The 22481-nt window shown below is 54.2% G+C and carries 27 protein-coding genes; 17 read left to right on the top strand and 10 right to left on the bottom strand.

Features of this window, described 5'->3' with window-relative positions; genetic code table 11:
- The first annotated feature begins 4 nt into the window (after positions 1–4).
- Positions 5–733 (top strand): esterase, encoded by a 729-nt coding sequence (yjfP, locus tag ACWWFX_RS18625; RefSeq protein ID WP_473224450.1) that lies wholly within the window; start codon positions 5–7, stop codon positions 731–733.
- Here yjfP and ulaR read toward each other — a convergent pair.
- Positions 730–1485, bottom strand: coding sequence for an HTH-type transcriptional regulator UlaR (gene ulaR, locus ACWWFX_RS18630; protein ID WP_108476134.1), 756 nt, complete (start codon positions 1483–1485; stop codon positions 730–732). The genes yjfP and ulaR overlap by 4 nt on opposite strands.
- A gap of 146 nt (positions 1486–1631) precedes the next feature.
- Positions 1632–2696, bottom strand: a complete 1065-nt coding sequence (ulaG, locus tag ACWWFX_RS18635) for an L-ascorbate 6-phosphate lactonase (RefSeq protein ID WP_456146987.1) — start codon at positions 2694–2696, stop codon at positions 1632–1634.
- A 362-nt stretch (positions 2697–3058) separates the two neighbouring features.
- On the opposite strand from ulaG, the gene ulaA reads away from it, so the two are divergent.
- The 7 genes from ulaA (at position 3059) to ACWWFX_RS18670 (ending at position 8154) form a co-directional block, all read left to right on the top strand.
- Complete coding sequence (gene ulaA, locus ACWWFX_RS18640; protein WP_276220660.1) at positions 3059–4456, top strand: PTS ascorbate transporter subunit IIC; 1398 nt, start codon at positions 3059–3061, stop codon at positions 4454–4456.
- A gap of 15 nt (positions 4457–4471) precedes the next feature.
- On the top strand, positions 4472–4777 hold the full coding sequence (gene ulaB, locus ACWWFX_RS18645; RefSeq protein WP_000218362.1) for a PTS ascorbate transporter subunit IIB: 306 nt from the start codon (positions 4472–4474) through the stop codon (positions 4775–4777).
- A gap of 9 nt (positions 4778–4786) precedes the next feature.
- Entirely contained in the window at positions 4787–5251 is a 465-nt protein-coding gene (gene ulaC / locus ACWWFX_RS18650) for a PTS ascorbate transporter subunit IIA (RefSeq protein ID WP_276220654.1), read from the top strand.
- Between the two features lie 13 nt (positions 5252–5264).
- Positions 5265–5915 (top strand): 3-keto-L-gulonate-6-phosphate decarboxylase UlaD, encoded by a 651-nt coding sequence (gene ulaD, locus ACWWFX_RS18655; protein ID WP_023216462.1) that lies wholly within the window; start codon positions 5265–5267, stop codon positions 5913–5915.
- 9 nt (positions 5916–5924) lie between these two features.
- A complete protein-coding gene (ulaE, locus tag ACWWFX_RS18660) occupies positions 5925–6779 on the top strand; it encodes an L-ribulose-5-phosphate 3-epimerase UlaE (RefSeq protein ID WP_473224451.1) in 855 nt (284 codons plus the stop codon).
- Positions 6779–7465, top strand: a complete 687-nt coding sequence (gene ulaF / locus ACWWFX_RS18665; RefSeq protein ID WP_064525814.1) for an L-ribulose-5-phosphate 4-epimerase UlaF — start codon at positions 6779–6781, stop codon at positions 7463–7465. The genes ulaE and ulaF overlap by 1 nt, the downstream gene beginning before the upstream one ends.
- Before the next feature lie 137 nt (positions 7466–7602).
- Entirely contained in the window at positions 7603–8154 is a 552-nt protein-coding gene (locus ACWWFX_RS18670; protein ID WP_473224452.1) for a YagU family protein, read from the top strand.
- A 62-nt stretch (positions 8155–8216) separates the two neighbouring features.
- On the opposite strand, the gene yjfY is transcribed toward ACWWFX_RS18670, so the two are convergent.
- A complete protein-coding gene (gene yjfY / locus ACWWFX_RS18675; RefSeq protein ID WP_276220646.1) occupies positions 8217–8492 on the bottom strand; it encodes a DUF1471 family protein YjfY in 276 nt (91 codons plus the stop codon).
- A gap of 338 nt (positions 8493–8830) precedes the next feature.
- Between yjfY and rpsF the strand changes: the two genes are divergently transcribed.
- From rpsF to ACWWFX_RS18700, 5 genes are all read left to right on the top strand, one after another.
- The gene (gene rpsF, locus ACWWFX_RS18680; RefSeq protein WP_015966190.1) at positions 8831–9226 is read left to right on the top strand and encodes a 30S ribosomal protein S6; all 396 of its coding nucleotides are present in this window, start codon (positions 8831–8833) and stop codon (positions 9224–9226) included.
- Between the two features lie 6 nt (positions 9227–9232).
- Complete coding sequence (gene priB / locus ACWWFX_RS18685; protein WP_015966189.1) at positions 9233–9547, top strand: primosomal replication protein N; 315 nt, start codon at positions 9233–9235, stop codon at positions 9545–9547.
- Between the two features lie 4 nt (positions 9548–9551).
- Complete coding sequence (gene rpsR, locus ACWWFX_RS18690; RefSeq protein WP_000135199.1) at positions 9552–9779, top strand: 30S ribosomal protein S18; 228 nt, start codon at positions 9552–9554, stop codon at positions 9777–9779.
- Between the two features lie 41 nt (positions 9780–9820).
- Entirely contained in the window at positions 9821–10270 is a 450-nt protein-coding gene (gene rplI / locus ACWWFX_RS18695) for a 50S ribosomal protein L9 (RefSeq protein WP_015368607.1), read from the top strand.
- Positions 10271–10414: 144 nt separating this feature from the next.
- Positions 10415–11347 carry a DMT family transporter gene (locus ACWWFX_RS18700; RefSeq protein ID WP_108476141.1) on the top strand — a complete coding sequence of 311 codons (933 nt, stop codon included), beginning with the start codon at positions 10415–10417 and terminating at the stop codon, positions 11345–11347.
- 35 nt (positions 11348–11382) lie between these two features.
- On the opposite strand, the gene ACWWFX_RS18705 is transcribed toward ACWWFX_RS18700, so the two are convergent.
- Positions 11383–12036, bottom strand: a complete 654-nt coding sequence (locus ACWWFX_RS18705) for a LysM-like peptidoglycan-binding domain-containing protein (RefSeq protein WP_456146989.1) — start codon at positions 12034–12036, stop codon at positions 11383–11385.
- Positions 12037–12267: 231 nt separating this feature from the next.
- Between ACWWFX_RS18705 and fklB the strand changes: the two genes are divergently transcribed.
- Positions 12268–12888, top strand: a complete 621-nt coding sequence (gene fklB, locus ACWWFX_RS18710; protein WP_015966186.1) for an FKBP-type peptidyl-prolyl cis-trans isomerase — start codon at positions 12268–12270, stop codon at positions 12886–12888.
- A gap of 312 nt (positions 12889–13200) precedes the next feature.
- Positions 13201–14607 carry a D-serine/D-alanine/glycine transporter gene (cycA, locus tag ACWWFX_RS18715; protein WP_276220621.1) on the top strand — a complete coding sequence of 469 codons (1407 nt, stop codon included), beginning with the start codon at positions 13201–13203 and terminating at the stop codon, positions 14605–14607.
- Between the two features lie 83 nt (positions 14608–14690).
- On the opposite strand, the gene ytfE is transcribed toward cycA, so the two are convergent.
- The 4 genes from ytfE to ACWWFX_RS18735 all read right to left on the bottom strand — a co-directional run bounded on the left by ytfE (position 14691) and on the right by ACWWFX_RS18735 (position 18279).
- Complete coding sequence (gene ytfE, locus ACWWFX_RS18720) at positions 14691–15353, bottom strand: iron-sulfur cluster repair protein YtfE (protein WP_473224453.1); 663 nt, start codon at positions 15351–15353, stop codon at positions 14691–14693.
- Positions 15354–15471: 118 nt separating this feature from the next.
- A complete protein-coding gene (locus tag ACWWFX_RS18725) occupies positions 15472–16449 on the bottom strand; it encodes a DMT family transporter (RefSeq protein WP_473224454.1) in 978 nt (325 codons plus the stop codon).
- Positions 16450–16524: 75 nt separating this feature from the next.
- On the bottom strand, positions 16525–17349 hold the full coding sequence (locus ACWWFX_RS18730; protein ID WP_473224455.1) for an AraC family transcriptional regulator: 825 nt from the start codon (positions 17347–17349) through the stop codon (positions 16525–16527).
- 81 nt (positions 17350–17430) lie between these two features.
- Complete coding sequence (locus tag ACWWFX_RS18735; RefSeq protein ID WP_473224456.1) at positions 17431–18279, bottom strand: SDR family oxidoreductase; 849 nt, start codon at positions 18277–18279, stop codon at positions 17431–17433.
- Positions 18280–18367: 88 nt separating this feature from the next.
- Here ACWWFX_RS18735 and ACWWFX_RS18740 point away from each other — a divergent pair, with 88 nt between their 5' ends.
- Positions 18368–18748 (top strand): winged helix-turn-helix transcriptional regulator, encoded by a 381-nt coding sequence (locus ACWWFX_RS18740; RefSeq protein WP_473224457.1) that lies wholly within the window; start codon positions 18368–18370, stop codon positions 18746–18748.
- An 83-nt stretch (positions 18749–18831) separates the two neighbouring features.
- Here ACWWFX_RS18740 and ACWWFX_RS18745 read toward each other — a convergent pair whose 3' ends face one another.
- Positions 18832–20775 (bottom strand): bifunctional 2',3'-cyclic-nucleotide 2'-phosphodiesterase/3'-nucleotidase, encoded by a 1944-nt coding sequence (locus ACWWFX_RS18745; RefSeq protein WP_473224458.1) that lies wholly within the window; start codon positions 20773–20775, stop codon positions 18832–18834.
- A gap of 218 nt (positions 20776–20993) precedes the next feature.
- Between ACWWFX_RS18745 and cysQ the strand changes: the two genes are divergently transcribed.
- Positions 20994–21737 carry a 3'(2'),5'-bisphosphate nucleotidase CysQ gene (gene cysQ / locus ACWWFX_RS18750; protein WP_276220613.1) on the top strand — a complete coding sequence of 248 codons (744 nt, stop codon included), beginning with the start codon at positions 20994–20996 and terminating at the stop codon, positions 21735–21737.
- Here cysQ and ACWWFX_RS18755 read toward each other — a convergent pair.
- Positions 21727–22284 (bottom strand): YtfJ family protein, encoded by a 558-nt coding sequence (locus ACWWFX_RS18755; RefSeq protein ID WP_276220612.1) that lies wholly within the window; start codon positions 22282–22284, stop codon positions 21727–21729. The two genes, cysQ and ACWWFX_RS18755, sit on opposite strands and share 11 nt — an antisense overlap.
- Between the last annotated feature and the right edge of the window lie 197 nt (positions 22285–22481).

The following is a 22481-nucleotide window of genomic DNA, read 5'->3' on the forward strand; positions in this document are numbered from 1 at the left end:
ACCGATGATTGAACTGGAAATGCGCATGCTCGCGGGGAATGAAATCCTGCATGCGTTCCCGAAAGGCTGCGCTGAACAACCGCTGCCATGCATCGTTTTTTATCATGGATTTACCTCCTCAAACCTGGTTTACAGCTATTTTGCCGTCGCGCTGGCGCAGGCTGGTTTTCGCGTGGTGATGCCGAGCGCGGCGGAACATGGGGCGCGCTTTAACGGTGACGAGCAGCAACGGTTACAGCACTTCTGGCAGATCCTGCTGCAAAACTTTCATGAGTTTCCGGCATTGCAGGAAGCGCTATACCGTGAGCGACTGGTGAGCGAGGGGCGTCTTGCGGTGGCGGGGGCTTCGATGGGCGGAATGACGGCACTGGGGATCATGACACATCATCCTGAGCTTAAATGCGTGGCTAGCCTGATGGGGTCGGGCTATTTCGGTTCGCTTTCCACAACGCTATTCCCCCCCGCCGAAACGCAGCGTGCTGGCCTTGCGCCGCTGCTGGCCGAGTGGGATGTCAGCCAGCAGCTCGCCCGTGTCGCAGACAGGCCGCTGCTGCTCTGGCACGGAGATGCTGACGATGTGGTGCCGCCTGATGAAACATTTCGTCTGCAGCAGGCGTTGAAGCGCGACCAACTGGACGCTAATTTGACCTGTGTCTGGCAAGCTGGCGTGCGCCATCGCATTACGCCAGAAGCCTTAACCCACGCTGTGGATTTCTTTACGCGCCATCTCTAAACGCGCAGCACCTGCACGCCTTGTGCTTCCAGCGCTTTGAGGATGTCCGGGTCAGCCTGCTTGCCGGTGATAACCATATCGATTTCATCGGCGCGGCTGAACAGCATGCCTGCTCGCTCGCCGATTTTGCTGCTATCGACCAGCACGGCGAGTTTACCGACAACATTAAGCATCTTTTGTTCGGCCATCGCGGTGAGCATGTCGGTTTTATACAACCCTTCGGCGGTAAGGCCCTTACCGCTGGTGAACATCCAGTGCCCGGCGTAGAGGCTGTTTTCACTGCCCTGTGGGCTGAGCGTAATGGCGTGGCTGCGGTTGTACTGCCCGCCCATGATGATCACGCTGTCATGTTCCTGCTCAATCAGATAGTTCGCCAGTGGTAAATAGTTGGTGATGATTTGCACCGGTTTACCGCAGATTTCCTGCCCCAGCAGAAAAGCGGTTGACCCGCAGTTAATGACCACGCTTTCACCGGGCATCACCAGCTGGGATGCGGCTCTGGCGATACGAACTTTCTCGTCGTGATTCAGCGCCTGATGAATATTCATCGGTGACCAGCGCGGGCGCGGTTGATTGATAGCTTCGGCACCGTTGCGCACTTTTTTCAGTTTGCCGCTTTCATCGAGCTTGTTGATGTCCCGGCGAGCGGTGGCCGGTGAAATCCCCAGTCGGGTCATCACCTGTTCTACGGTGACAAAGCCTGTCTGCGCCAGCAGTTCGAGTAATATTTGATGCCTTTGCGCTTCCGTCATGAGCTAATCCGATAAAAAATGATGAGCAAAGATGATATTTGAAATGTCACGAAAATACTATGTCAGGAGAGTGCCGGATAGGATCTATCCGGCAAAGGAGAGCGTTGCGAGCCGGATACGTGAAGGGTATCCGGCAGAACAAATGCTTACAGGAACGATTTGAACGGCAGATCGGGTTCAATCGTGAAGCAGTCGTCGAAACCGCGCGGATAATGGTACTCAAAATTGTCTTTATCCAGCGGCCAGGTGAATTTGCCGCCAACCTGCCAGATAAACGGCTTAAAGCCATACTTCAGACGATCTTTTTTCATCTCCCACAGTACGCGGATTTCCTGCGGATCGGCCTGGAAGTTTGACCAGATGTCGTGATGGAACGGAATCACCACTTTCGCATTTAACGCTTCGCCCATACGCAGCATATCGGCGCTGGTCATTTTATCGGTGATACCGCGCGGGTTTTCACCATACGATCCTAACGCCACGTCGATCTGATGCTCGTTACCATGTTTTGCATAGTAGTTAGAGTAGTGGGAGTCGCCGCTGTGATACAGCGTGCCGCCAGGCGTTTTGAACAGGTAGTTCACCGCACGATCGTCCATACCGTCTGGCAGTACGCCAGCCGCTTTTTGATCCGCTGGCAGAGTGATCAGTGCAGTACGGTCAAATGCATCAAGCGCATGAATTTCAATGTCTTTCACTTTCACCACGTCGCCCGGCTTAACCACGATGCAACGCTCTTTCGGCACGCCCCAGCCAATCCATAAATCCACGCAGGTTTTCGGCCCGATAAACGGCACATCATCAGCGCAGTTTTGCATTACGGCTGCGGCGACGTTCACATCAATATGATCGTTATGATCGTGAGTAGCCAGCACGGCGTCGATCTGGCGGATGGCAAATGGATCAAGGACGAACGGGGTGGTGCGCAGGTTTGGCTGCAATTTTTTCACACCCGCCATGCGCTGCATCTGGTGGCCCTGCTTCATTAGCGGGTTGCCGTGGCTCTGCTTGCCAGTACCGCACCAGAAATCGACGCAGATATTGGTGTTACCCTCAGATTTCAACCAGATACCGGTGCAGCCCAGCCACCACATCGCAAATGTTCCCGGTGCCACTTTCTCCTGCTCAATCTCTTCGTTCAGCCAGCAGCCCCATTCCGGGAAGGTGCTCAGGATCCAGGATTCACGCGTGATAGTTTCTACTTTACTCATGATTTATCCCTCTTAAAGATTTCAAAATACGTCACATGGTGATTTGTTGTGATTGATAATGACGCTGTTTTTTCAAGATTGCAATGGGCATTGATCACAAGACAGGTAGGAGGCTATGTCTCTGTATGTATTTTATAACGGCTTGAATCAATGTGTTTTGTTTGTATTTTATTGATTTTAAATGGATAAATTAATTGATAATCAGAATCATTTATATCCATATAAGGATGGTGGTTATTATTGCGGCGCAAGTCACATTTAATCAAATTAAATCTTGTTGTGATTATTTTTGATTATTAGAGTGAGCATTCAAAACAGACAGACGCATGCTGACCGCTGCGCCTTCAATCCCGGAGAGCGTTATGGATATCCTCTACAACATCTTTACCGTTTTTTTTAATCAGGTAATGACCAATGCCCCGCTGTTACTGGGTATCGTGACCTGCCTGGGCTACATCCTGCTGCGTAAAAGCGTCAGCGTGATTATCAAAGGCACCATCAAAACGATTATCGGTTTTATGCTGCTGCAGGCCGGGTCCGGCATCCTGACCAGCACCTTCAAACCGGTGGTGGCGAAAATGTCGGAAGTTTATGGCATCAACGGTGCGATTTCAGATACTTACGCTTCGATGATGGCCACTATCGAGCGCATGGGCGATGCCTATAGCTGGGTGGGTTACGCGGTGTTGTTAGCGCTGGCACTGAACATCTGTTACGTGCTGCTGCGTCGCATTACCGGCATTCGCACCATCATGTTGACCGGCCACATCATGTTCCAGCAGGCCGGGCTGATTGCCGTCACGCTGTTCATCTTTGGCTACTCCATGTGGACCACCATTATCTGCACCGCGATTCTGGTTTCGCTCTACTGGGGCATCACCTCCAACATGATGTACAAGCCGACTCAGGAAGTGACGGACGGCTGCGGTTTCTCCATCGGTCACCAGCAACAGTTTGCATCATGGATTGCTTATAAAGTCGCGCCGTTCCTCGGCAAAAAAGAGGAGAGCGTTGAAGACCTCAAACTGCCAGGCTGGCTGAATATTTTCCACGACAACATCGTCTCCACGGCGATTGTCATGACCATCTTCTTTGGTGCCATTCTGCTCTCCTTCGGTATCGATACCGTGCAGGCGATGGCGGGCAAAGTGCACTGGACGGTCTACATCCTGCAAACCGGTTTCTCCTTTGCGGTGGCGATTTTCATCATCACTCAGGGCGTGCGCATGTTTGTGGCGGAACTCTCTGAAGCGTTTAACGGCATTTCCCAACGCCTGATCCCCGGTGCGGTGCTGGCGATTGACTGCGCGGCTATCTATAGCTTCGCGCCGAACGCCGTGGTCTGGGGCTTTATGTGGGGCACTATCGGTCAGCTGATTGCGGTTGGCATTCTGGTCGCCTGCGGCTCTTCCATTCTGATTATTCCGGGCTTTATCCCGATGTTCTTCTCTAACGCCACTATCGGCGTGTTCGCTAACCACTTCGGCGGCTGGCGTGCGGCGATCAAGATTTGTCTGGTGATGGGGATGATTGAAATCTTCGGCTGCGTCTGGGCGGTGAAACTCACCGGTATGAGCGCCTGGATGGGGATGGCGGACTGGTCGATTCTGGCACCGCCGATGATGCAGGGTTTCTTCTCCATCGGTATCGCCTTTATGACCGTCATCATCGTCATTGCACTGGCTTATATGTTCTTCGCTGGCCGCGCGCTGCGCGCAGAAGAAGATGCAGAAAAACAACTGGCAGAACAGTCTGCTTAATAAGGAGTTTTGATTATGACCGTACGTATTCTGGCTGTGTGTGGCAACGGACAAGGCAGTTCCATGATCATGAAGATGAAAGTGGACCAGTTTTTAACCCAGTCGAACATCGACCACACGGTAAACAGCTGCGCGGTTGGCGAATACAAAAGCGAGTTGAGCGGCGCGGATATCATCATCGCTTCTACGCACATTGCGGGCGAAATCACCGTGACCGGCAACAAATACGTGGTTGGCGTGCGCAACATGCTCTCTCCTGCCGACTTTGGCCCGAAACTGCTGGAAGTGATCAAAGAACATTTCCCGCAAGACGTGAAGTAAGGGCGCGCCATGAAATTACGTGATTCGCTGGCTGAAAATAAATCCATCCGTCTGCAGGCTGAAGCTGAAACCTGGCAGGACGCAGTGAAAATCGGCGTTGACCTGCTGGTGGCGGCCGATGTTGTTGAGCCGCGTTACTACCAGGCGATTCTGGATGGCGTTGAACAGCACGGCCCATACTTTGTGCTCGCACCGGGCCTGGCAATGCCGCACGGTCGCCCGGAAGAGGGCGTTAAGAAAACCGGTTTTGCGCTGGTGACGCTGAAAAAGCCGCTGGAGTTCAACCACGAAGATAACGACCCGGTGGATATCCTCATCACTATGGCGGCGGTCGATGCCAACACTCACCAGGAAGTGGGCATCATGCAGATCGTCAACCTGTTTGAAGATGAAGAGAATTTCGACCGTTTACGTGCCTGCCGTACCGAGCAGGAAGTACTGGATCTCATTGACCGCACCAACGCGGCAGCTTAAGAAGGAATTGAACATGTCATTACCGATGTTGCAAGTCGCGCTGGACAACCAGACTATGGATAGCGCCTACGAAACCACTCGCCTGATTGCCGAAGAAGTCGACATTATCGAAGTGGGCACCATTCTGTGCGTGGGCGAAGGCGTGCGTGCGGTTCGTGACCTGAAAGCACTCTACCCGCACAAAATCGTGCTGGCAGACGCCAAAATTGCCGATGCGGGCAAAATCCTTTCTCGTATGTGCTTCGAAGCCAACGCTGACTGGGTGACCGTAATTTGCTGTGCGGATATCAACACCGCCAAAGGTGCGCTGGACGTAGCAAAAGAGTTTAACGGCGACGTGCAGATCGAACTGACCGGTTACTGGACCTGGGAACAGGCGCAACAGTGGCGCGACGCAGGCATTCAGCAGGTGGTTTATCACCGCAGCCGTGACGCGCAGGCCGCAGGCGTGGCATGGGGCGAAGCAGATATCACCGCGATCAAACGTCTTTCCGATATGGGCTTCAAAGTCACCGTCACCGGTGGCCTGGCGCTGGAAGATCTGCCGCTGTTCAAAGGCATTCCGATTCATGTGTTTATCGCGGGTCGCAGCATCCGTGATGCCGCTTCTCCGGTTGAAGCTGCGCGTCAGTTCAAACGTTCCATCGCCCAGCTGTGGGGCTAAGGAGCGGATATGTTGTCCAAACAAATCCCGCTTGGCATCTATGAAAAAGCGCTCCCCGCCGGGGAGTGCTGGCTGGAACGGCTGCAACTGGCAAAAACGTTAGGCTTCGATTTTGTCGAGATGTCGGTAGATGAAACGGACGAGCGCCTGTCGCGCCTCGACTGGAGCCGCGAGCAGCGTCTGGCGCTGGTCAACGCGGTTGTGGAAACCGGCGTGCGCGTGCCGTCCATGTGCCTTTCTGCTCATCGTCGTTTTCCGCTGGGCAGTGAAGATGACGCAGTGCGGGCGCAGGGGCTGGAGATCATGCGCAAAGCCATCCAGTTCGCGCAGGACGTCGGCATTCGCGTGATCCAGCTGGCGGGCTATGACGTTTACTATCAGGAAGCCAATAACGAAACGCGTCGTCGTTTCCGTGACGGCCTGAAAGAGAGCGTTGAGATGGCGAGCCGTGCGCAGGTGACGCTGGCGATGGAGATCATGGACTATCCGTTGATGAACTCCATCAGCAAGGCGCTGGGTTACGCGCACTATCTCAACAACCCGTGGTTCCAGCTTTACCCGGATATTGGCAACCTGTCGGCGTGGGACAACGACGTGCAGATGGAGTTGCAGGCCGGAATCGGGCATATCGTCGCGGTGCATGTGAAAGACACCAAACCGGGCGTCTTCAAAAACGTGCCGTTTGGTGAGGGTGTGGTGGATTTCGAACGTTGCTTCGAAACGCTTAAACAGAGTGGCTATTGCGGGCCCTATCTGATTGAGATGTGGAGCGAAACGGCGGAAGACCCAGCGGCAGAAGTGGCTAAAGCGCGTGATTGGGTGAAAGCGCGCATGGTCAAAGCAGGCATGGTGGAGGCGGCATAATGCAAAAGCTGAAACAGCAGGTATTTGAAGCCAATATGGATCTGCCGCGCTACGGGCTGGTGACCTTTACCTGGGGCAACGTCAGCGCCATTGACCGCGAACGCGGGCTGGTGGTGATCAAGCCCAGCGGTGTCGCCTACGAAACCATGAAAGCAGACGATATGGTGGTGGTCGATATGAGCGGCAAGGTGGTGGAAGGGGAGTATCGCCCGTCTTCCGACACTGCGACGCATCTCGAACTCTACCGCCGTTATCCGTCGTTGGGCGGCATTGTCCATACCCACTCCACTCATGCCACCGCATGGGCGCAGGCGGGGCTGGCGATCCCGGCGTTAGGTACTACGCACGCTGACTACTTCTTTGGTGATATCCCGTGTACGCGCGGGTTAAGCGAAGAAGAAGTGCAGGGTGAATACGAGCTAAACACTGGCAAAGTGATTATCGAAACGCTGGGTGACGCCGAGCCGCTGCATACGCCGGGAATTGTGGTGTATCAGCACGGACCGTTCGCCTGGGGGAAAGATGCTCACGATGCGGTGCATAACGCAGTGGTGATGGAAGAAGTGGCGAAAATGGCGTGGATTGCGCGCGGCATTAACCCGCAGCTAAACCCTATCGACAGCTACCTGATGAATAAACACTTCATGCGTAAGCACGGGCCAAACGCCTATTACGGGCAGAAGTAACTAAGCGCCCCGTTGCCGAATCTCCTCAGGGATGTCATCGGTCAGGCGACGGGGCCTTTCTTATCAATAACGCGGCCTGCCAGGGATAAAAGACAGACCCTTACTCATCTTCTTATACGGAATATTCCGGGGTTTCTATGGCGCTTAACGGACTTTTTGTGAGAACCGATCCTGCTCGTCGTCGCTATGGCGTGGCGACGTTTGTTGGGTTCGCCGCAGGTATTATGTCGGCATTTGTGAAGTGGGGCGCGGAAGTCCCTTTGCCTCCGCGTACATTTTCAGGCGGTCGGGATGAGTTTAACCCGCCTTATATATTCTTACGTGATTATATGGGCATTGATCCAACCCAAACGGTCTACACCTTCTCTGAGCATATAATTAACCCTGTGATGGTGACGCACATAATTTTTTCGCTTGTCTTTGCGATTGGATATTGCGTTGCAGCGGAGTGCTTCCCGAAAGTGAAACTCTGGCAGGGCGTCCTTGCAGGGTTAATCGTGACGGTAGCCGTGCATGGGATATTTTGCCCGGCATTAAATCTGACGCCACCGTTAACGGAACTTCCATTTGATGAGTATGTTTCTGAAATAGCGGGGCATATTTTTTGGTTTTGGGTCATCGAACTGATAAGACGTGATTTACGTAATCGCATAACGCATGAGCCAGACCCAGAGGTTACGTTGCCGTAAAATGTAAAATGCAGTTGTTCGGATAAACCGGACAACTGCATTTTCTGGCGTGTCGCAGATGCTTAACGATAAACAGCGGCACTTGCATGTATCACGCCATTACTCCCCGGCTCATGCATTAATATCGGGCGGAAGTATTTCGCGCCCTGAGCGTCGCTTTCTTCATTCAGCGCCAGCTCAGCCTCGCTGACCGTCGCGAGATTATGGTTGATATAAATGACCCCTAAGCTCTGCACATCGTCCATATTGCGAGCCTGACGGGCGTCGATTTTGATGGCGGCGGAGACGTTTGCACTTAGAAACAGCGCCGCGAGAATGGCAATGGTGATGTTTTTCATCCTGTACGCTCCACTTCAGCACTGACGTTACGGTAACTTCGCTCCTCTCGATACGGTTGTTCTACATAAAGTGTAATCGTTTCTCTTAGGGTAAATCGTGACCATTTTTGATGGGGTTGTTCAAAAAAGCAGCGCATCTCATGCTGTTTGATTCTAAATCATCGCCTTAGACCCGCTTTACGCTTTGTGCGAATTATTTGTGCAATCACCTTGAGTTTCACAGGCCGTACAAGTATTATGACGCGTCAATTTTTCAGCCGCCCTTTAACACGTTCCTTGCCTCCATGGGCCGCGGCTGACCCAGACAGGAGGCTGAATAATCCGTAAGGAGCAATTCGATGCGTCATTACGAAATCGTTTTTATGGTCCATCCTGACCAGAGCGAACAGGTTCCGGGCATGATCGAGCGCTACACTGGTGCAATCACTGCAGCAGAAGGTACGATCCACCGTCTGGAAGACTGGGGCCGCCGTCAGCTGGCTTATCCGATCAACAAACTGCACAAAGCTCACTACGTTCTGCTGAACGTTGAAGCTCCGCAGGAAGCGATCGATGAGCTGGAAACTAACTTCCGCTTCAACGATGCCGTTATCCGCAGCATGGTTATGCGTACTAAACACGCTGTTACCGAAGCATCTCCGATGGTTAAAGCGAAAGACGAGCGTCGTGAACGTCGCGATGATTTCGCAAACGAAACCGCAGATGATGCTGAAGCTGGGGATTCTGAAGAGTAATTTCTGATGACCAACCGTCTGGCGCTGTCCGGCACCGTGTGCAGGGCTCCCCTTCGAAAGGTCAGTCCATCAGGAATTCCTCACTGCCAGTTCGTGCTTGAGCATCGTTCTGTGCAAGAGGAAGCCGGCTTTCACCGGCAGGCGTGGTGCCAAATGCCCGTTATTATTAGCGGACACGAAAACCAGGCCATTACTCACAGTATAACGGTCGGTAGCGCAGTCACCGTTCAGGGCTTTATCTCTTGCCACAAAGCAAAGAATGGCCTGACTAAAATGGTCCTGCATGCCGAGCAGATTGAATTGATAGATTCTGGAGACTAGCCATATGGCACGTTATTTCCGTCGTCGCAAGTTCTGCCGTTTCACCGCGGAAGGCGTTCAAGAGATCGACTATAAAGATATCGCTACGCTGAAAAACTACATCACCGAAAGCGGTAAGATTGTCCCAAGCCGTATCACCGGTACCCGTGCAAAATACCAGCGTCAGCTGGCTCGCGCTATCAAACGCGCTCGCTACCTGTCCCTGCTGCCGTACACTGATCGTCATCAGTAATCGGTCACGGTCCATTAATACGACTTTGAGAGGATAAGGTAATGCAAGTTATTCTGCTTGATAAAGTAGCAAACCTCGGTAGCCTGGGTGATCAGGTTAACGTTAAAGCGGGCTATGCTCGTAACTTCCTGGTACCACAGGGTAAAGCTGTTCCTGCTACCAAGAAAAACGTTGAATTCTTCGAAGCACGCCGTGCTGAACTGGAAGCCAAACTGGCTGACGTTCTGGCCGCTGCTAACGCACGTGCTGAAGCAATCAATGCACTGGGCACCGTTACCATCGCGTCTAAATCTGGCGACGAAGGTAAACTGTTCGGTTCCATCGGTACTCGCGACATCGCTGATGCAGTTTCTGCTGCTGGCGTTGCTGTTGCTAAGAGCGAAGTTCGCCTGCCGAACGGCGTTCTGCGTACCACTGGTGAGCACGAAGTTGACTTCCAGGTTCACAGCGAAGTATTCGCTAAACTGGTTGTAAACGTTGTTGCTGAGTAATTAATTACTCATCACCACGACAAGACGCCGGCCCTGTGCCGGCGTTTTGCTTTTTATCGCTCCTGCTTTAGCGCTGGTATGGTAGCTATTTCTCATACAATCCATGATAATAAATGAAACGTCATTTTAACTCTGGTGTATGGAATGGAAACTGCCTGCCCGGCTCCCGTCTTTGCCCGTAAACATGTTGCTTACGCCTGTGCAACGCTCTGTTGCCTGCTGTGGGGAAGTTCTTACCCCGCCATCAAAAACGGTTATGAACTTTTTCACATCGCGACCGACGATATCCCGTCGAAGATAGTCTTTGCTGGCTACCGGTTTCTGTTTGCCGGGCTGGTGTTGCTGCTTTTCGCGCTGGCGCAGCGTAAACCTATCGCACGCCTGAGCGGTCGCCAGTTCGGTCAGCTCACACTGCTGGGGCTCACGCAAACCTCCATCCAGTACGCCTTCTTCTACATCGGTCTGGCGTTCACGACGGGCGTGAAGGGGTCCATCATGAATGCGACAGGCACCTTCTTTAGCGTGTTACTGGCGCACTTTATCTATCAGAATGACCGCCTGAGCTATAACAAAACCATCGGCTGCGTGCTGGGCTTTATCGGCGTGATGCTGGTGAACTTCAACCACTCGCTGGCGGATTTCAGCTTTGTCTGGCAGGGCGATGGCTTTGTAGTGCTCGCCGCCTTTATCCTGTCGGCAGCCACGCTCTATGGCAAACGTATCTCACAAACGGTTGACCCTACGGTCATGACGGGCTGGCAACTGGCGATCGGCGGTGGCGCGCTGGTGGTGGGCGGCTATCTTACGGGTGGTCATTTAGCGATTGAGAGCACGACGGCGCTGGCGATCCTCGCGTATCTGGTATTCCTCTCATCCGTCGCTTTCGCTCTGTGGAGCGTGATTCTCAAATACAACCGCGTCAGTATGATTGCGCCGTTTAACTTCGTTATTCCGGTCGCGGGAACGGTGCTGTCCGCTATCTTCCTCGGTGAAAATATTCTGGAAGTGAAATACGCGGTGGCGCTGGTGCTGGTGTGCTCGGGGATTTGGTGGGTGAATAAGGTCAGCAAGAAATAAGGTCAGCCCGATGATGATGTCATCGGGCTAATGCATTACCGCGCGCGAATAAAACTGCCGTTCGGCTGGCGGGTAAACAGCACTTGTCCATTCCCGGTATCAATGGTTAGCCCCGTTACCACACCGCTGGCGTTCTGGCGAATTTGTACCATTTGGCCGTTTTGCAGGCTGCTCAGCGGCTTGCCTGCACCTTCGACCTGCGCCATCGCGTAAACATCGGTTGCCGGAAGATTGTGGTCGCGGAACAGCTGTGCCAGCGTTTTACCGGGTTCTACGCGGTAGGAGCGCCACTGCTGGTCGATGCCCTGATTTTCCTGGAACGGTTGCGTTTGCGGCTGGCTCTGCGCCTGTGGCTGCTCTTGCTCCTGCGGCTGTTCTTCAGGAACAGGTTCCGGCTCAACAGGAGCGACCAGGCCGGGATCGTTGCTCGGCGTCACCAGCTGCGTTTGCATTGGCGCGTTGTCGGGCTGTGGGCGTGATTGCGACTGCACATCGAGCTGCGCAGTGCGGCTTACCGGATCGGACGTTGTGTCGTCGTTTGACGGCAGCAGGAAGCCGATGATCACCGCCAGCGCAGCAATAATAATGCCGCGACGGTGCATGGTTGGTAGCGGGTCCATGATGCGAAGATTATCCGGCGCATGCCAAATCTTCACCAGCGTAGGTTTTAACTCAAATCGCCCGGGCATGGTTTTCCTCCTGCTCCGCGTCTTTTATTATCCTCGTCACGAGTATAGCTGGCTAACTGCCTGAACGGCGAGGCAAAGCGCGCTTTCGCAACACATCCTTAGGCAAGATCATTCTCCCAGCCTATTGTTTCTTTTTCCCCGCGATTTGTCATCTTTCCTGACACAAAGTTTACCGTTCAGGGCATGGCTGTTATGCTGCCCGCTACTTTATACCCGAAGAAAGGAAAGACAATGGCCACCCCGACTTTTGACACCATCGAAGCACAGGCAAGCTACGGCATCGGCCTGCAGGTAGGACAGCAGCTGAGCGAGTCCGGTTTGCAGGGCCTGCTGCCGGAAGCGCTGGTAGCTGGCATCGCTGACGCACTGGAAGGCAAACAGCCTGCTGTGCCTGTTGAAGCTGTGCACCGTGCGCTGCGTGAAATCCACGAACGTGCTGATGCTGTGCGTAAAGAACGTTTTGCAGCGATGGCGGCAGACGGTGTGAAATACCTGGAAGAAAACCGTGAAAAAGAAGGCGTGAACAGCACCGAATCCGGTCTGCAATTCCGCGTTCTGACTCAGGGCGAAGGCGCTATCCCGGCGCGCACCGACCACGTTCGCGTGCACTATACCGGTAAACTGATCGACGGCACCGTATTCGACAGCTCCGTTGCGCGCGGCGAACCGGCTGAATTCCCGGTTAACGGCGTTATCGCAGGCTGGATCGAAGCGCTGACCCTGATGCCGGTTGGCTCCAAATGGGAACTGACTATCCCTCATAACCTGGCCTACGGTGAGCGCGGCGCTGGTGCGTCCATTCCGCCGTTCAGCACCCTGGTCTTTGAAGTCGAGCTGCTGGAAATCCTGTAAGCTCGCGTCATCCCCTCTCCTTATGGTGAGGGGATACTTAAAATGAGTAGTAAATTCTTAAGTTAGACATTTGCTGGAGTTTTATCTTGCAAATACATCTATTGCGTGTATTTTTGTGACGTGATTCCCATAGTTGGAGTGATATAACACTCACTTTCAACATATAATTAACATTATATTCAAATCATAGTATTCATCCCGCCGATTCTTACCTAATATCGAGTCATCCTATTTTCGGGATCGTCTCATTAGATGAAATAAAGGCCACAAGAGCCTGCACAACACAGACAGAACCAACAGGAAGAAAATCACATGGTAGATCAGATAAAAGTCGCAGCCGACGAAGAACAGGCTCCGGCTGAACAATCGCTGCGGCGAAACCTCACGAACCGGCATATTCAGCTTATTGCAATTGGTGGCGCAATTGGTACCGGGCTGTTTATGGGTTCCGGGAAAACCATTAGTCTTGCCGGCCCGTCGATTATTTTTGTCTATATGATAATCGGCTTCATGCTCTTCTTCGTGATGCGTGCGATGGGCGAGCTGCTGTTATCCAACCTCGAATATAAATCTTTCAGCGACTTCGCCGCCGACCTGCTTGGCCCGTGGGCGGGCTATTTCACCGGCTGGACCTACTGGTTCTGCTGGGTGGTCACCGGCATGGCCGACGTTGTGGCGATAACCGCCTATGCGCAGTTCTGGTTCCCGGGGCTGTCGGACTGGGTGGCATCACTTGCCGTTGTCGTGCTGCTTTTGAGCCTGAACCTTGCTACCGTGAAGATGTTCGGTGAGATGGAGTTCTGGTTTGCGATGATCAAAATCGTCGCCATTGTGGGGCTGATTGTCGTCGGCCTGGTGATGATCCTGATGCACTTCCAGGCACCAAACGGCACCGAGGCCTCATTTGCGCACCTGTGGAATGACGGTGGCTGGTTCCCGAAAGGCATTAGCGGCTTTTTTGCAGGCTTCCAGATAGCGGTCTTCGCTTTCGTGGGGATTGAGCTGGTGGGTACGACGGCTGCGGAAACCAAAGACCCGGAGAAATCCCTGCCACGGGCGATCAACTCGATTCCGATTCGTATCATCATGTTCTACGTCTTCGCGTTGATCATCATTATGTCCGTGACGCCGTGGAGCTCTGTTGTCCCGGATAAGAGCCCGTTTGTAGAACTGTTTATGCTGGTCGGCCTGCCGGCGGCAGCAAGCATTATCAACTTCGTGGTGCTGACGTCAGCGGCGTCTTCCGCGAACAGCGGCGTATTCTCAACCAGCCGTATGCTGTTCGGCCTGGCGCAGGACGGCGTGGCACCGAAAGCGTTCGCCAAGCTCTCTAAACGCGCGGTACCGGCGAAAGGGCTGACCTTCTCCTGTATCTGCCTGCTGGGCGGCGTGGTGCTGCTGTATGTGAACCCAAGCGTGATCGCGGCGTTTACCATGATCACCACCGTCTCCGCGATTCTGTTTATGTTCGTGTGGACGATTATCCTGTGTTCTTACCTGGTGTATCGCAAACAGCGTCCTCATCTGCACGAGAAATCGATCTACAAGATGCCGCTGGGTAAAGTGATGTGCTGGGTCTGCATGGCGTTCTTTGCGTTCGTTATCGTTCTGTTGACGCTGGAAACCGATACCCGTCAGGCGCTGATCGTCACCCCGCTGTGGTTCGTGATTCTGGGGCTGGGCTGGATGTTCCTGAGAAAAAAAGCCATCGCCAAATAAGCTGATGGAAAATGTCAAAAAGGTGCTTAACGGCACCTTTTTTTATGTTTGCCTGATGGCAGGGGAAACATCAAGACAGGGGATTATTCACCCGCCAGCGCGCGCGGGAACAGCACGTTGTTTTCGAGGCTGATGTGTTCCATCAGGTCGTCGATCATCTCGTTGATACCGTTATACATCGCTTTCCAGGTGGTGCAGGCTTCGGGTGGAATGGTGACATTATTAGTGGTGTGCTTAATCACTTCCAGCAGTTCACCCGCTTCGTCGTGCTCGCTTTCCATCACGCTGATTGGCCCCATCGCCTGGCTGCCCATGCCCTGTTTGATCATCGGGAACAGAATCTGCTCCTCTTTCATCATGTGGCTGGAGAGCTCCTGATGCAGCATCGTCAGATATTTTGCCAGGCCTTTTGGCACGTTCGGTTTGTCGGCGTGTACGCGTTCGACTTTGGTGGCCTGTAAAATCAATTCCGGCAGTTGTTCACGGTGGCGATCGTGGTAGCGCGGAATAATGTAATCGATGATTTCACCCAGCGGGGCGGTACGCCAGTCTTTCTCAACCGGCTGCTCAGCCAGTTTTGCCAGCTCAGCCTCAATCACGTCAACGTCCAGTTCCTTGCGAGCCGCAGCGCGAGCCAGGGTTTGCTTACCGCCGCAGCAGTAGTCCATATCGTATTTACGAAACAGCGCAGATGCGCGCGGGATGGAGAGCGCCAGCTCACCTAAAGGTTGGTCGCGGAAGGCCATAGTCGTTACCTCGTCATCGATAATATAAGATGTATTTTAAATGCATCTTTAAGGCGAAGATATACCCCTTTGGGGGTGATCTTCCTCGGAACGGGGTGGCCTGATAAGCGCAGCGCCATCAGGCATTTGTTGTTTTCTGGCTCAACTCCCGCAGCGCAGGCTTAACGGGCTTTGCGCGTACCGCAATCACCACGCCCAGCACCAGCAGGGCAATTCCGCTCAGCGTCAGCAGCGGCGGTACGCTCTGGCGAAGTATGAAGGTATAAAGCAGCCCGGCCAGCGTCTCGAACACGATCAACGGCCCAAGGATGACGGTAGGTAAACGCTGGCTGGCGATGTTCCAGCACAGCGCGCCGACCCACGAGCAGAGCACGGCAATAGCGATCATCAGCGTAATAAACACCATCGGACGCGGGCCAAACGGCAGCGGAAAACCTTCAGGCTGGGTGCTCAGCCAGCCACAGGCGGCAAAATAACCCAGCAGCGACACCGGCAGCGTCACCAGCGCCTGCGCGGTGGCCCACATCATTGGGTGCTTATCCGGGTTTTCCCGTAGCCAGCGGGCGTTGCGCAGGGCATACCACGCCCAACACACCACCGAGACTAACGCCAGCGCAATACCGGATGCGTAGCGCGTCCAGTTGAAGTCCTGTAAGCCGTGGCTTAACTCGGCGATATTCACGCACGCCAGGCCAATACCAATGCAGATAAGCGCCGGAGCCAGTTTCGACCAGGCGAGTTTGCCGTCGCGCTGGCTGTAGAGCAGATTAGCAAAAACCGGAATAACCACGGGCAGTGTGCCGATGATCATGGTTGAGACGGGCGCGCCGGTGCGCTGAATCGCGCTCGCCAGACACACGTAATAAATCAGGTTGCCCATCATAGTCAGCGCCAGGGCGGTAAACCAGTCGCGCCGGTTGAGCTGCTTTAGCCTTGTGCGCCCCAGCCATGCCAGCGGCAAGGCGATAAGCCCCAGCGCCAGATAACGCCCGGTCGATTGCAGCACCGCAGGATATTCCGGCACGATCAACGGCCCGACAAAAATCAAACCCCACGTCAGCCCCGCCAGCAGAGCGTACAGCACACCACTAATCATTTTCACATCCACATTGACCACTGTTCGCCACAGTGTAGGCGGGTGCAGGGCGGGAATATTGTACCGGATTGCGCATTAGCGCCTGGCAACCTGCTTCTGGTAGCGCACCGGAGTGATGCCGTAGCGCCGGGTAAAGGCGCGGGTGAGATGCGACTGATCGGTAAGGCCTGTGGCCGCCGCCACCTCGGCCGCAGGCATGCCGTGGGTCAGAAACGCTTTCGCGCGCCACAGGCGGATCGCCATCAGCATTTGATGCGGAGTGACGTGGAAATGCGCTTTAAACTGGCGCTGAAAATGATACGGGCTTAGCGCCACGACCTGCGCCAGTTCGTCGAGTGTCACGGGCTGCATGTAGTTATCGTGCAGATAGTCGCGAACCTGGTCGAAGCGATGGCTGGCTTCCGCACTCTGCGGCGCATGATGGGCGAAGGGGCGGAAGGTATCAATAAGATCGAGCAGAACGCCTTGTTGAGCCAGCGGATCGCGGGTATGCCACAACTGATAAATCTGCTGGCCGATAAGCTGCGAGCGCTGCGGGTCATGGCGCAATACATCGCTAAACCACCAGTGACGGACACCGGTGATCTCTTCAAGCTGCGTCGGGTCGAGGTAAATCATGCGATAACGCCAGCCGTCGGCGGTTTCCGCTTCACCGGTATGGAGTTCGTCGGGGTTCATGGTGACAATCGAATTCACCGATGCCACATACTGGCTGCCGCGATAGCGAAAACGCTCCGCGCCCAGCTCAATGGTGCCGATGCCGAAGGCTTCATGCGTATGCGGTTCGAAGGCGTAGCGCGAGATATGTGCGTGATACAGCTCCACCCCCGGCACCTGCGGCAGGTGTCGGAAGTTGGCGCTGTCTTTTTCGTCTGTGAAGTGGTCTGGTACGCCCTGCACGGATAGGCTCCTCCGGTATCATCTTTTCATTATCGAAGATGACCCGGAGGGACGCTACAAAAATTAACCAAATAGTAACCTTCAGAGGATACCTTTGACGCTCTCAGCAAGTGTCGTGGTTGGGCGGCCAATCAGTTTACTCAGCGTTTTGCTGTCATCAAACAGACCGCCTTTTGACGCGCCAGTATCCGAATCCGCCAGCATATCCGCCAGACCCGCAGGCAGACCAACCCCTTTCAGCGCGGCAGCGAAATCGGCTTCGCTCAGGTTCTGATAGGTAACCGGTTTGCCACTCTGTTTGGTCAGTTCCGCTGCCAGCTGTGTCAGCGTCCAGCCGCTGTCGCCCGCCAGTTCATAAACCTGGCCTTCATGCCCTGTCTCACTTATCACGCGCGCGGCGGCTGCCGCATAATCGGCGCGCGTTGCGGAGGCAATTTTGCCGTCGCCTGCCGCGCCAATAAATACGCCATGTTCCAGCGCTGCCGGGGCGCTGGCAAGATAGTTCTCGGTATACCAGCCATTGCGCAGCAGTGTGTAAGCGATGCCGGAATCAGCCAGCATTTTCTCGGTTTCAACGTGTTCATCAGCGAGGCCGAGCGGGGAGGTATCCGCATGTAGCAGGCTGGTGTAAGCGATAAATTTCACGCCCGCCGCCTTCGCCGCGTTAATCACGTTGCGATGCTGCGGGGCACGCTGGCCCACTTCGCTGGAAGAGATCAGCAGCAGTTTTTCCACACCCTGAAGGGCCGATTTCAGCGCGGCTTCATCGCTGTAGTCGCCCTGGCGTACGTGAATGCCCTGCGCAGTCAGTGCCTGTGCTTTTGCCGGGTTACGCACGATAGCCACAACAGTGCTCGCAGGAACGGTTTTCAGTAAGGATTCGATAACATGCTGGCCCAGTTGGCCGGTTGCGCCGGTAATTGCGATCATGGGAAGTCTCCATCGGTTTGTCTTGTGTTTGAATACGCTAACACCTAAACTTACTTTTAGTAAGTACGTACAAAAAGGTAAGTGTAAAATGAGTCAGGTGAGCCTGTCGCAACAACTGAAAGAGGGTAATCTCTTCGCCGAACAGTGCCCGTCGCGCGATGTGCTGAAACACGTCACCAGCCGCTGGGGCGTATTGATTCTGGTCGCGCTGCGCGAAGGCACGCACCGTTTTAGCGATCTGCGACGCAAAATGGGCGGGGTGAGTGAAAAGATGCTCGCCCAGTCGTTACAGGCGCTGGAGCAGGATGGTTTTCTCAACCGCATCGCCTATCCGGTCGTACCGCCGCATGTGGAGTATAGCCTTACGCCGCTGGGTGAGCAGGTGAGTGAGAAGGTTGCCGCGCTGGCCGACTGGATTGAGCTGAATTTGCCAGAAGTGCTGGCGGTGCGGGATGACCGTGCGGCATAAATGCCGGATGGCGCTGCGCTTATCCGGCCTACAAAATCATTCCCTGTAGGCCGGATAAGGCGAAGCCGCCACCCGGCGTTGCATTACTTCCTCAAATCCACCTGATAAATCGCAAAGCCGATATCATCGGTCGCGACCTGCTTCATCGGATACTGCGCCTTCTGTTTAATAAACGCCGCCGCTTTCTCAGAAGGCGAGGTTTCAAAGCGAATATCCAACGCGGCCTTGCTGGCAATCGGCGCTAAGCGCCAGTTGTTATCCGCCGCCGGGTGAATAGCGCCTGCACGTTTCGATTCGGCACTTATCCAGCTGGCCAGCACGGAACGGTTCTCATCCGGTGAGGCGAACGCGATATGCCCGTCGCCCGTGCCCGCGAACTTGCCGCCGTAAGCGCGATAGTTATTGGTCGCCACCAGGAACGTTGCGTTCGGGTCGATCGGTTTCCCTTTAAATTTCAGATCTTTCACGCGCTCCGCTTTTGGGTTCACCGTCTGGCATTCACCGTCGTAGCGTGCCGGTTGGCTGACATCAATTTGATACGTCACGCCGTCAATAACGTCAAAGTTATAGGTGCGGAAGCCATCCCAGTTGATGAGCGACTGCGGTTTGGTGCTGGTCGGGTCAATCTGGTTAAACTGTCCGGCTGAACACTCCAGCCACTCTTTCACCTCTTTACCGCTGGCTTTCACCACGACCAATGTGTTCGGATAGAGATACAGATCGGCGGCGTTACGGAAAGTCAGTTGCCCTTTCTCAACCTCGACATAGCTCGCCGGGTCGTTCTTACGTCCACCGGCTTTAAACGGCGCGGCGGCGGAAAGCACCGGCAGTTTTGCCAGATCCGGATCGCCCTGAATATAGTGCTCGACGTAGGCTTTCTGCGCCATATTGACGACCTGCACGGTCGGATCGTCCTGCACCAGCGACAGGAAACTGTACATATTGTCGGACGATTTTCCGATAGGCTTGCTGACAAACTCGCGCGTGGCGTCGTGATCCGCTTTTAAGATTTCAACCAGCTTGCTGTCTTCCGCCGCCAGCGATTTCTTCGCCGCCGTATCGTAGATTGGGCGTGCTTCCGCTTTCGACGAGGTGATCTGCCATTTGCCGCTGTCATTATTCAGCACCAGATCGACCACGCCCAGATGGTCGCCCCACATTCCGGGCATCACCGCAGGCACACCGTTCAGCGTTCCTTTATCAAGGTCCACGCCTTTGATATCCGCAAAATCTTTCCCCGGAAAAACGGCATGCGCGTGGCCAAACATAATCGCATCGACGCCCGGCACTTCACTGAGATAGTAAACGGAGTTCTCCGCCATCGCCTGATACGGGTCGGCAGAGAGCCCGGAGTGGGCAATTACGACCACCACATCCGCACCGTTTTTACGCATCTCTGGCACATAGTGGCGGGCGGTTTCGGTGATGTCGTTGACTGTCACTTTGCCGTCTAGATTGGCTTTATCCCACGTCATGATTTGCGGCGGCACAAAACCGATATAGCCGATACGCAGCGTATGCGTTGCGCCGTCTTTATCTTTCACCGTGGTTTCTTTTATCAGATAGGGTGTAAAAAGCGGTTTCTTGCTCTTAACGTCGATGATATTGGCGTTAATATACGGAAACTTCGCGCCTGCGATGGCCTTATGAAGGAAGTCCAGCCCATAGTTAAACTCATGGTTGCCCAGGTTTCCCACCACGTAATCGAGCGTGTTCATCGCCTTATAAACCGGATGCGTATCCCCGGCTTTTAAGCCTTTGGCTGCTGCGTAGTCGCCCATCGGGCTGCCCTGAATCACATCGCCGTTATCCACCAGCACGCTGTTGGCGGCCTCCGCGCGGGCGGCATTAATTAAACTGGCGGTGCGGACCAGTCCGAATTTCTCGGTGGCAGAATCTTTGTAATAGTCGAAATCCATCATATTGCTGTGCAAATCAGTGGTTTCCAGAATGCGGAGATCGACCGTGGCGGCGTTGACGCTGGCAGCAATCAGCGTGGCCAGGAGCGTTGCGCTAAACTTAATCATCAGGGGGCGTCCTTTTCAGATCCAGGGCACATAAGAAAATGTATGTACATTCTGTTGCTTACGAGAATGTGAATCATGCCAGAAAAGGATGACCGGAAACCGGCAGCGCTTCACAGATATCCTGACCCGGCGTCGCCGATGGGAATGGCGCAATGCGTGACGATGCGATATAAATAAAACAACGAGTTAACACCACTGCAATCTCAACGAGGTGGAGAATGTTAGAACAAGTATGTCAGCTTGCACGGAACGCGGGCGATGCCATTATGCAGGTTTATGATGGAGCGCTACCGATGGACGTTGCCAGCAAGAAAGACGATTCTCCCGTCACGGCAGCGGATATTGCGGCGCACCATGTGATTGTTAACGGCCTCAAAGCGCTGGCGCCTGACATTCCGATTCTGTCGGAAGAGGACCCGCCGGGCTGGGATGTGCGTCAGCACTGGCAGCGCTACTGGCTGGTGGACCCACTGGATGGCACCAAAGAATTTATTAAGCGCAACGGCGAATTCACCGTCAATATCGCCTTGATTGAGCACGGTAAGCCGGTACTGGGCGTGGTGTACGCGCCGGTCACGAAGGTGATGTACAGCGCAGCCGAAGGCAAAGCGTGGAAAGAAGAGTGCGGCGTGAGTAAACAAATTCACGCCCGCGATGCACGCCCGCCGCTGGTGGTGATTAGCCGTTCGCACAGTAGCGATCCGGAACTCGCTGAATATTTACAACAGTTGGGTGAGCATCAGACCACCTCTATTGGCTCATCGCTCAAGTTCTGCCTGGTCGCAGAAGGGCAGGCGCAGCTCTACCCGCGTTTTGGGCCGACCTGCGTCTGGGATACTGCCGCAGGGCACGCGGTGGCCGTTGCCGCCGGGGCGCGGGTTCACGACTGGCAGGGGAAAACCCTCGATTACACGCCGCGTGAATCCTTCCTCAACCCCGGCTTCCGCGTCGCTATTTTTTAAGTAATGTGTGCAGCAGGGTAACCACCTGCTGCACTTCATCCTGCGTCAACGCGCCATCTTTTGCCCACTGCACGCGGCCGTCTTTATCCAGCACCGCAATCGCTGAACTCTCTTCTTCCAGTTGCCAGGCTTTCATCACCACGCCGTTGCTGTCGACCACAATCTGCGACCATGGGAAGAGCTTTTTATTGCTCTCCAGACTGTTACGCACAAACATTCCGGTGCCCGGAATGGCGTCGTCGGTGTTGACGATGGTGGTGGTCTGGTAGCGGTCATGCGGCAGGTTCGCCGCTTTAATGGCTTCAATCAGCCCGGCATTCTTCTCTTTGGCGGAAGTGCGTCCGGCAATATGTTGCACCACTCGCACTTTTCCAGGAAGCTGCGCGCTATTCCAGCTTTTGTAGCTAAACTTATCATTGTCGAGCATCAATTCACCGCGATCGGCAACGCCTACCGCAGGTACGCGTTCACCCTCTTTCAGTGCGTGGGCGGACGCCATCAACGGCATTAACAGGCATGAAATGGCCAACAGAGAACGTAAGGTCATGGTGTGTCCTTCTTTTTATGCAGGTGATCCGACCACTTGGCCGATGCTTTTAAGCATAAGTGCTATTGATATGTTTTTCCCGCAAGGTTAGTGCCACTTTGTGGCGGAACGCACATAACCGCAGTAAATCGAAGGCTTATACTGTATTCATCGTATAGCTGAAAAGAAAATTCTCAATTATTGTAATAAAAAGGTAA

This window comes from Pseudocitrobacter sp. 2023LY-00077, assembly GCF_055796175.1.